We start from the raw sequence: 8793 nt of genomic DNA, 5'->3' as shown, positions 1-8793 counted from the left end.
CCGACTGGAAGGAGCAGTCGAACCGCTGGGACCGCTGGCACTACGTCCGCGTCGCCGTCCTCATCGCCGCCTTCACCCTGCTGGTCGCCGCCCTCGCCTGACCCCGCGGACCGACACCGCGGTCTTGGTATTCGACAGCCACGGTCCGGACTTGGTCTCATCCCGAGAACCAGAGCACGCACGCCGCATTCGCCACGACACATTTCCTCCACCGAGACTGCTGCGGTTGAGTGGCAAGGAGTACGGCTCTCCGAGGACCTCCCGAAATGACGAGTTGATTTCTCCTATCTTCTGCTGAGATGCGGATCCGGAGATACGGATGTGTCACCCAGCAGGCGGTCGCCTGCGTCCGCCGCCCATGGAGGTATTGGATGAGTCTTCGTCCCTGGGTTGCAGCGCCGCTGGCGGGTGCGGCTATCGCCCTCGTGTCCTCGTCGGCCGGAGTCGCGGCGCCGGCTCCTGCGCGGCAGGCGTCCGGCTCTCTGTCGCGGCCTGAAGGGGACGGACATCACGATCACCACAGTCCCTGGCGCGACTGCCACAGCCACCGCCGTGTCGTGCTCATCGACAAAGGCTTGAGGGCGATTCTCAAGAATGGCCGACGTGGGCCGGAGGCACTCGTCCTCCAGGGCTCGGGACCCTCCTCGTCGCCGGGGGCACCGTGGAACACCTTTACCGTCTCGACGTTTCTTGACGTGAACTATCCCACCCAGACCTCGGGCCAGTATGAGTTCGCGATTCGCGACTTCTTCAGGGTGCACCCGATCTTCGTGGTGAAGGCCTTCGACAACCACGAGCGGGTCTTCCCCTTCCCGGCCGCCCACTGCAACGACGGCCAGGACGACGGTGACCGCGAGGACGGTGCTCGTCCGCATGGCGGGAAGGCTGCTGACGGCAGTGGCTCGTCCAGTTCCCCGTCGCCAGGGAAAGGCCGTGAAGGCGCTGCTGCCGGCTGGAGCACCGACCTTCTGAGCGCGAAGCACATCGCGATCGCGGTCGGTGGTCTGCTGACGGTTCTGGGAATGTTCGCCATGACCTGGCTTCGCCGACGTCGTTCTGCCGAGTGACACTCGGCCGGAAGAGGAAACGGCAGCACCTCTGGGCCCTGACTCACATCATGTCAGTGCCCAGAGGTGCCGGCGTGTCAGCTGTACCGATCGACGAACGGCCCGCCTCCGGGGAGGCGCTCGGACCGGACATCCCGGGGCTGTGCCGCGTCCGTGTAGTCCCGTCCGGCTGCCCATGTGCCCGTCGGACAGCCGAGGACGTGGTTCTCCGCAACTGCATGTGCGGCTTGCAGAAGGCTCGCTGTGTAGTCTGCGAGGCCGGCCCGGTCAATTGCCGGCCGGCCGATCCCGCTGGGGAGATCGGGGCGAGAGCCGTGCAGGTCTCCCGCACTCGGTAGCACCTGCGGTTCGACCGCCACCGGCGGGTGCGCACCGCCGCTGCTCATGGCCGCCGGAGGTGTCTCGGCGGGACCGGTCAGGGGGAACTGCTGCTGCTTCTGGCGGTGGCCGAGGGGGCGGGACACGGCCGTCGTGGCGGGAATGGCCGAGTGCTTGGGCGTAGCCAAGCGGTGGGGCCTGGCTAAGCGGCTGAGTCCGGCCGAGGTACCGCCGCTGCCGGTGGACGAACCACCGCTCGTGGAGGAACCGCCGCTCGTGGAGGAACCGCCACTCCCGGTGGAGCCCGATGTTTCCGACGAACTGGGTGAAGCCGAGGCTTCGGGTGTGGCCGAGGGGCTCGGGCGGGGGTCGTGACGGCAGATCCAATCAGGGTCCTTGAATCCGTAACTCAGGCCCCAGTCCTTGTCGCAGCCGCCCCAGTACGTTCTCACCCAGCCGCAGTAGGGGCCGCCGTAGCTGAAACAGGGAGGTCCTGCTCCCCGCAGACCCGGATCCGTGACGGATGGCTCGGGCCCTTCGGCTCTGTTCCGCGAGACACCGACGGCACTGACCATGCGGACCTGCGCGGCATCGGAGCTCTGGGAGGTCCTGCCCGCGAAGAAGAGGGGCACGCCGATGGCTGAGGCGGCCGCCGCCACCGTTGCAGCAGCGAGAGCGCAGCGGGTCACACGCATGACTGCTCCTCTCGACTTTGTGGTCTGTGGAAGGTGGCAACGCCGTACACGAGCGCCGCCGCTATGAGCGTCAGAGCTGAACGTATGGTTTACAGACCACTCCAACAACCAGCGAACCGCCAGTCAGGTGGCCCTGCTCCGGTTTTTCACTCGAAGGGTCTCGCCTCGATCCACTGTCATGCGGCCGGCCAGTTTCACCGGAAGCTGTCCCGAGGTGACATGAGGATTCCCGTGGCTGCGGGACGACATCGTGTGGCAGGCCCTGAACCATTCATCGGCGCACGCAAGAAAGTCGCAGGCGGCATCCACCTGTTGTCCCGGATCGGATCGCCACCACAGGCCCTCGCATGACCACGGCACGGGAACGGCCGAGCCGGCCCCGGAGGCCGATAGTGCCTGGAGCCGATACGCCTCTGGCGAGCACGGCCGGTCACCACCAGGCCGCCTCCCGGAGAACCGATGACAGTTGCTCACGGCTGGTCCAACCGGCGATCGAGCGCGGCACTCGCGTCGGGGCAGTTCCTGCGGACGCAGTCGAGGAAGGCGCCCAGCACGGGCGAGCGGTCCCCGTCGGCGAAGGACAGGACCAGGTCGGCAAGCGCCGTGCGCGGGGTCACTTCACAGAACCGGATCCCCGGGCGCGGGGCCGACAGCATGCGAGAGGGCCCGAGGCCCACGCCGACCCCGCAGGCGGCCAGGCCGATGATCGTGTGCACGTCCCTGGCGACGGTCGCACCGTCCAGTGCGGCGGCGTCCTCGTCCAGCAGAGTGCGCAACCCCGCGGCCTTCGGCCCACACCTCGGCCGCGGCCCGAGCCGGGGCGCTCGGCCACGCCGCCGCCCGCAGCAACAGGGCGGACAGCATGCACCGTTCAGGACCCGCGTCCTGCACGAGCACGGCCACCGGCCACACCGTCGTCGCCTGCATCCGTCAGCGCCGCCTGGAACGCGCCCGCCACCTGCTGCGCGAGTCGACCCTCTCCGTCGCCGTGATCGCCGCCGCGGTGGGCATCCCCGACCTCCAGGCCTTCAACAAGGCCTGCCGCCGGGAACCGGGAGCCTCCCCCGGGCCCTGCGCGAGGCAGCGGGGCCCGCCCACCACCGGGCAGCGTCGCGGGAACCCGGCGACTGACAGCCGCCCCGCGCGCCCGACGGCACCGACGGCGGCGGACTCGACCACCGCCGAGGGCGCCCGACCGGAAGTCAGTCGTCACGGGCCCACCGCGGGGACGTGCAGGGTGCCGTCGGCACGCGGGATCACGACGGTCCGCTGAGCGCCGTCCGCGAAGGCGTGCATTCGGGGTTCGACGCCGTCCGCCCGGACCGAGACCGGGCGCCGGTCAGGACGTTGGTCCAGGTGCCCCTCGGGCACGTGGTACTCGACCGTGCCGTCGCCGGTGGAGACAGGGGCGACGAGGAGGTCGTCGCCGTAGTCCTACCGGACCCGTAGGAACGGCTGCCGTGCAGGCGGCTGTGCGAGGAGCGCAGACGAACTGCAGCCAGCGTGCGCCGCCGACGTACGACGAGCAACGAGGACCGCGACCGTCAGGTCGAGGCCCTCGATCCCGTATTCGGCCTGCTCCACTCGCCCCCGCCGGCCGGCCCGTGTGTCCGGCAGGTGGGCGGTGATTGACCCCGGTCGGGGCGGCTGCTGCAATGACGGGATGTTCTCCGTGACGTTCCTGGTGATCAGGGCACACATCGACTTCGGTCGGGTGTGGTCGGCCGCGTGTCGCTGAAGCGCCTCTGCCTCACCGAAGTCCGTCCGTGCCGTCCCGGAGTCCCTCATGCCCGATCGCACCCCCGATGTGCCCGTCCGCGTCGACCCGCGCGGGCCGCGCTTCGCCGCCGTGCTCACGACCCTCGTTCTGCTTCTGGTCCTGGTCACCGGCAGCGGCGTGCTGCTCGTGACGCAGGCCGTCGTATTCGCCCTCGGGGCCGTTCTGGGACTGCGCTGGTCCCCGTACGGTCTGCTCTACCGTCAGTTGGTACGACCCCGTCTCGGACCGCCGCGGGAACTCGAGGACGAGAAGCCGCCGCGGTTCGCGCAGGCGGTCGGCCTGGGCTTCGCGGCCGTCGGGGCGGCAGGTTACCTGTCCGGTGTCACCTGGCTCGGCGTCGCCGCGGGCGCGGCGGCACTCGCGGCCGCATTTCTGAACGCCGCGTTCGGTTACTGCCTGGGCTGCGAGCTCTTCCTGCTCGCGGTCCGCGGCCGGGCCCGGCTGAGCCGCGGGTGATGCGGCCGTGAGCGATCCCACCGGGCTGATCGTGGCCGCTGTCGTGCTGGCAGCCGCGACCGCCTTCGGGCTGGTCCGTGCCCGTCGTGAGGGCAGGCTGCGCGACGGTGGCCGGGGCGACGCGCTGCGGTTGTCCGCCGGTGAGCTGGGTGTGGCGCTGGGCGAGCGGGCGACACTGGTGCAGTTCTCCACAGCCCTCTGCGCGACCTGCCCCGGCACCCGGCGACTGCTGGCCGGCGTGGCCGCCGAGACACCCGGCGTGCGCCATGTGGAGGTCGACGCCGAGGCACGGCTCGACCTGGTCCGCCGCGTCGAGGTGATGCGCACGCCGACCGTGCTCGTCCTCGACCGCACCGGTCGGGTCGTGCGCCGCGCCTCTGGAGCGCCGACCCGGGCCGATGTGGTGTCGGCGGTGGAGCTGGCCACGGCGGACTGACCACCGCTCCGGCGGGTCCGGGCGCGACGGGTGCTCGGGAGGCCGGCTCGGGCTCGGGGCAGAGGTCGGTGAGGGGACGCGTGAGGCAGGTGCAGGTGTGCCGGGCGGCGTCGTCGTTTCAACGGCTCGGCCTGACCTGCTGGACATCTGTGAAGGCGAGGTGCACGGCAATGAAGAGGTGCGGGGGTGGAACATGCCGCCTCCACCAGCTCCGCGGCCGTCGATACCCGCGTCCCCCTCCACCGACCGTGACCTCCCGCACCTTCGTGCGCGCTGCGCTTCCCCGTGTACACACGGCCCGCCAGGGCCCAGCCACCGTTACGCCCTGGAAGACCAGCAGCGATATCCGGCGGATATCGCAGCCCCCGCTCAGGTGCGGAAGATCTCGAACGCCTGGTCCTCCGTGCACCGCGCGTTCAGACAGTAGTCGGCCCACTCGGCCGCCTGCTCGAAGGAGGAGTCCGCGGCGATGCGGGCCGTGGCGGAGGGAACGTCCAGGAGGGTGCGGCGTAGCTGGATGTCCGGACCGAGCAGGGCCCAGTGGGCGCCGGGCCTGCCGTACGGCATACCGATGCTGCCGGGGTTCACGACGAGGCGGCCGGCCGCGAGGCGGGTGAAGGGCATGTGGGTGTGGCCGCAGACGACGGTGGTGACCTCGGGGTCGACGTCGGCGAACGCCTGCGCCCACCGCTCGAGGGGACTGTCGACCAGGAGCACCTCCTCGTCGTCGCGTGGGGTGGCATGGCAGAACAGCACCGCGCCGAGCCCCTCGACCGGGAGGGTGAGTGAGGTCGGCAGTGCCTCGAGGAAGTCGACCTGGTCCTCGCGCAGACCACGGGCGGCCGACGGGCCGATGGGGTCGGGGATGGAGTCCCGCAGCCCGCGCCGATACTCGACCAGCTCCCGGTCGGCGTTGCCCCGGATCCAGGCCACCCGGTCGCCGAGGCCGGTCAGCAGGTCCAGAACCGCGGCGGGTTGCGGTCCGCACGCGATGTCACCCGTGAGGACGATCAGGTCCGCGCCGGTGACCTCGGGTTCCGCAAGGACCGCCTCCACGGCCGGCAGCACACCGTGGATGTCGGAGAGGACCGCTACACGCTTCACCATGGCCTCAAGTATTCCGGGTTGACGCGAACGCGGTGGCTTAGCATGGACCGCATCAAGTCGGGGCCGGTGCGGTCGAGGAGTGGGTGATGTCGGAGCCTGTCATCGAGGTCCTTACGGACGCCGACGATGCCGTGGTCGGTGCGTTCCGACGGCTGCTGCCCCAACTGGGGAAGGAGCCGCCCGAGCTGACCGCAGAGTACGTCAGCGGCGTCGTCACGCACCCGGCGAACCTCGTGCTCGCGGCGCGTACCGGACAGGGCGTGGTCGGGCTGCTCACCCTGGTCGTTCTCGCCCTGCCGACCGGGATCACAGCCCGCTTCGAGGACGTGGTCGTCGACGAGTCGGCGCGCGGCGGCGGCATCGGGCTCGCTCTCGTACGGCGGGGACTGGAGCTGGCGCGGTCGCAGGGGGCCCGCCAGGTCGACCTGACGTCCCGGCCGAGCCGCACGGCCGCCCACCGCCTGTACGAAAGGGCCGGATTCGTGCGGCGGGAGACCCATGTGTTCCGCCATCACCTGGAGCACAGCTCGGCCCCCGCCCACTCCACCGCCCCGGTTCAGTCCGCCACGGGAGCCAGCTCGAACAGGTAGCCGTTGGGCGGGACGGTGGTCGGCCGGACGGTCCGGCACTCCCAGCCGGACTCCCGGAACGCCGCCTGCCACTGGTCGAGCGTGGGGAGGTAGTCCCCCATCAGCGCGTGCACGGCCTCGAAGCCGAGAGTGAAGACGGTGGTGTCCGGGCCGGGCAGTTCACTGGTCCGTACGACATCGCAGATGAACAGGCGTCGGGCCGCCGGGAACGCGGTGCGCAGCCTGCGCAGGGTCCGTACGCAACTGTCGTACGGCCAGAAGTCGTGCCCCATGAAGACGCAGGTGACCGTGTCCACGTCGGCGAACTCGGCGCGTGGTTCGAGGTCGAGGACGTCGCCCTGGAGCAGGGTGATCCGGTCCGTGAGGCCGGCGGACTCGACAGACTCGCCGGCCAGCTGCACCGCAGCGGGTGAGATGTCGACTCCGACTCCGCGCGCGCCGGGGTGGTTGCCGAGGATCCGGATGAGCCGCTGCCCGGAGCCGCAGCCGAGGTCGGCGACCTTCCCGACGGGCGGGTCGGCCAGGATGCGGTCGAAGAGCGGCTCGACCTCCTCGTCCCCGATCAGCCGGGAGCCGACGGCCACGGCCCGCATGTCGCGATGGTAGAAGTCCCCCTTCCTGCGCTCCCTGAGGGCCACGTCCGGGGCGATGCTGAAGAGTTCGCCGCAGCCCTTGACCAGCCAGTAGAAGTAGCCGCGGGCCGCGTACGCCTCGGCGAAGAGCGCGCCGGGAATCACCACCTCGTCGTCTTTGACCTCGACGACCCGCGCCCAGTGCAGGGTGCGGTGCACGGCGCGGACCACGGTGTCGGAGAGACTCTCGTCGCCGCCGTTGCCGAAGGGTGCCTGGCCGTGCTCGGCCAGTCGGTCGAGGATGCCGAGCTGGTGGGCGGCGGACAGGGCCGCGGTGGCCACGTAGGACGAGAAGAGATCGGCGACCGGTCCGCGGACCCAGTCCGCCGGCGCCGGCGAGCTTTCCTTCGGTGAAGGCATGACGTTTCCCCCTTTTGTTCTGGGCAGTCCTTCGTTTCTGGCATGTGTGCTGATCATGATCGGTCGCCGGGTGACACCACGGGGGCCATGTGCCGGCCCACTTGGTCGAGGCGCCGGATCACCTCGTCCTCGGAGTCACCCCGTACAGAGACGATCGCCACGGCGTCGTTGCAGTTCTCGGGGCGGGCCAGGCGGTCCCCGGGACGGGCGAGCACCTGGCACTCCAGCACCCAGGGCTCGTCCGGGGGCGTCAGGGGCTGCTGGAGGACGCCGGCGCCCGCATAGATGACCGTGAACCCGGTGAGATGGCCGGCGGGGGCGGCGGGTACGGGTACCGTCCCCTCCACCTGTGCCTGGACGACGGCCTCGTCCAGGTTGACGCCGGTCCGGGACAGGAAACCGGCGATGACCCCACCGCCGCCCGCCCGGGCACCGATCTCGCAGAAGACGATCTCGCCGTCGCGTACGAACATCTCGTGGTGGGTGACGCCGGTGAAGCCCGGGTGGGCCGCCAGGACGCGCTCGTTGAACTCCAGCAGCGCGTCGAGCCGTGGGCCGGGGCCCACGGCCACGTCACGGCAGGGCCGCAGTCGGGTGTAGGACGTGGTCTTGTCGATGTACCGGGCGGCGACGGCCGCCAGCACCTTGGAGTCCTGAACGACGCTGTCGACATGGAAGAGTTCGCCGTCGATGAACTCCTCGACCTCGAACTCGTCGAGGCGGTCCGCCTGTTCGGCCGTGAAGGAGGCGACGTCGGCCGAATCCCGCAGGACGAAGATGTCCCGCGCACCGCTGCCCAGCCGGGGCTTGGCGACCACGGCGCCGGTCCGGGACAGCAGTTCCAGGGCGGCGTCCTCATCGAACGGGGCGAACTCCGGGACGCGGATGCCGTGAGCGCTCAGGTGTTCCTTCATGCGGACCTTGTCGCGAAAGAGCAGCGCCTCCCGCACGGTCTGGCCCGGCAGGCCAAGCTCCTCCCGCAGTTCCGCGGCGCGCAGCAGGAGCCGTTCGGTGATGGCCACCAGGCGGTCCACCCTGCGCCCCTTGAAGCCGGCCTGGTGGTGGACCGCGTCGGCGAGCGCGCGGTTGTCGTAGACATCGACCGCGATGACGGATTCCAGTTCTTTTCCGGCTGCTTCGCCGACCTTGTCGAGGGAGGTGACCAGACGTACCGAGTAGCGGTCTTCCGGCAGGAATCTGCGTCCGTCCCTGTCCCGGTAGAAGGAATAGCCGATCCGGTCGAGCAGAAGGACGGGAATCCTGTGCCGTGGATCACTCATGTTTGTCACTGCCCCCGGTTTGAGTGCGCATGCGGCCGCGTGTGCCTGGTATGTCCTGCGCAAGAGATTTCG

Annotated in this window: 7 protein-coding genes and 3 pseudogenes; 6 read left to right on the top strand and 4 right to left on the bottom strand. The window is 70.2% G+C overall.

What is annotated here, in order from left to right:
* Both ACZ60X_RS07270 and ACZ60X_RS07265 read left to right on the top strand, forming a co-directional pair.
* A pseudogene (locus ACZ60X_RS07270) lies at positions 1-101 on the top strand (DUF1772 domain-containing protein); the annotation flags it as partial.
* Positions 102-557: 456 nt separating this feature from the next.
* Positions 558-1067 carry a hypothetical protein gene (locus ACZ60X_RS07265; RefSeq protein WP_469594356.1) on the top strand — a complete coding sequence of 170 codons (510 nt, stop codon included), beginning with the start codon at positions 558-560 and terminating at the stop codon, positions 1065-1067.
* 1483 nt (positions 1068-2550) lie between these two features.
* Here the strand turns inward: ACZ60X_RS07265 and ACZ60X_RS07260 are convergent.
* Positions 2551-2865: pseudogene (locus ACZ60X_RS07260) on the bottom strand (LysR family transcriptional regulator); the annotation flags it as partial.
* 116 nt (positions 2866-2981) lie between these two features.
* Between ACZ60X_RS07260 and ACZ60X_RS07255 the strand changes: the two are divergent.
* The 3 genes and pseudogenes from ACZ60X_RS07255 to ACZ60X_RS07245 form a co-directional block, all read left to right on the top strand.
* Positions 2982-3146, top strand: a pseudogene (locus tag ACZ60X_RS07255) (helix-turn-helix domain-containing protein); the annotation flags it as partial.
* 720 nt (positions 3147-3866) lie between these two features.
* A complete protein-coding gene (locus tag ACZ60X_RS07250; protein WP_469594354.1) occupies positions 3867-4316 on the top strand; it encodes a DUF4395 domain-containing protein in 450 nt (149 codons plus the stop codon).
* 7 nt (positions 4317-4323) lie between these two features.
* A complete protein-coding gene (locus tag ACZ60X_RS07245; protein ID WP_469594352.1) occupies positions 4324-4752 on the top strand; it encodes a thioredoxin family protein in 429 nt (142 codons plus the stop codon).
* 369 nt (positions 4753-5121) lie between these two features.
* Here the strand turns inward: ACZ60X_RS07245 and ACZ60X_RS07240 are convergent, their stop codons facing one another.
* On the bottom strand, positions 5122-5859 hold the full coding sequence (locus tag ACZ60X_RS07240; protein WP_469594349.1) for a metallophosphoesterase family protein: 738 nt from the start codon (positions 5857-5859) through the stop codon (positions 5122-5124).
* Positions 5860-5945: 86 nt separating this feature from the next.
* Here ACZ60X_RS07240 and ACZ60X_RS07235 point away from each other — a divergent pair, with 86 nt between their 5' ends.
* Positions 5946-6449: a GNAT family N-acetyltransferase gene (locus tag ACZ60X_RS07235; protein WP_469594347.1), complete on the top strand. Its 504-nt coding sequence runs from the start codon at positions 5946-5948 to the stop codon at positions 6447-6449.
* Here ACZ60X_RS07235 and ACZ60X_RS07230 read toward each other — a convergent pair.
* Together ACZ60X_RS07230 and ACZ60X_RS07225 are read right to left on the bottom strand one after the other, a co-directional pair.
* On the bottom strand, positions 6416-7441 hold the full coding sequence (locus ACZ60X_RS07230; RefSeq protein WP_469594344.1) for an SAM-dependent methyltransferase: 1026 nt from the start codon (positions 7439-7441) through the stop codon (positions 6416-6418). The two genes, ACZ60X_RS07235 and ACZ60X_RS07230, sit on opposite strands and share 34 nt — an antisense overlap.
* 53 nt (positions 7442-7494) lie before the next feature.
* A complete protein-coding gene (locus ACZ60X_RS07225) occupies positions 7495-8721 on the bottom strand; it encodes an ATP-grasp domain-containing protein (protein WP_469594341.1) in 1227 nt (408 codons plus the stop codon).
* Positions 8722-8793: the final 72 nt, after the last annotated feature.

The sequence above is a fragment of the Streptomyces sp. NPDC104106 genome, assembly GCF_055584345.1.
Note: the sequence above shows the minus strand (reverse complement) of the source record. Positions and strands in the feature narration are given on the sequence as shown.

Coding starts and splice junctions, on each gene's coding strand:
- ACZ60X_RS07225 (WP_469594341.1), bottom strand. CDS start 8,721: ATGAGTGATCCACGGCACAGGATTCCCGTCCTTCTGCTCGACCGGATC.
- ACZ60X_RS07250 (WP_469594354.1), top strand. CDS start 3,867: ATGCCCGATCGCACCCCCGATGTGCCCGTCCGCGTCGACCCGCGCGGG.
- ACZ60X_RS07230 (WP_469594344.1), bottom strand. CDS start 7,441: ATGCCTTCACCGAAGGAAAGCTCGCCGGCGCCGGCGGACTGGGTCCGC.
- ACZ60X_RS07240 (WP_469594349.1), bottom strand. CDS start 5,859: ATGGTGAAGCGTGTAGCGGTCCTCTCCGACATCCACGGTGTGCTGCCG.
- ACZ60X_RS07235 (WP_469594347.1), top strand. CDS start 5,946: ATGTCGGAGCCTGTCATCGAGGTCCTTACGGACGCCGACGATGCCGTG.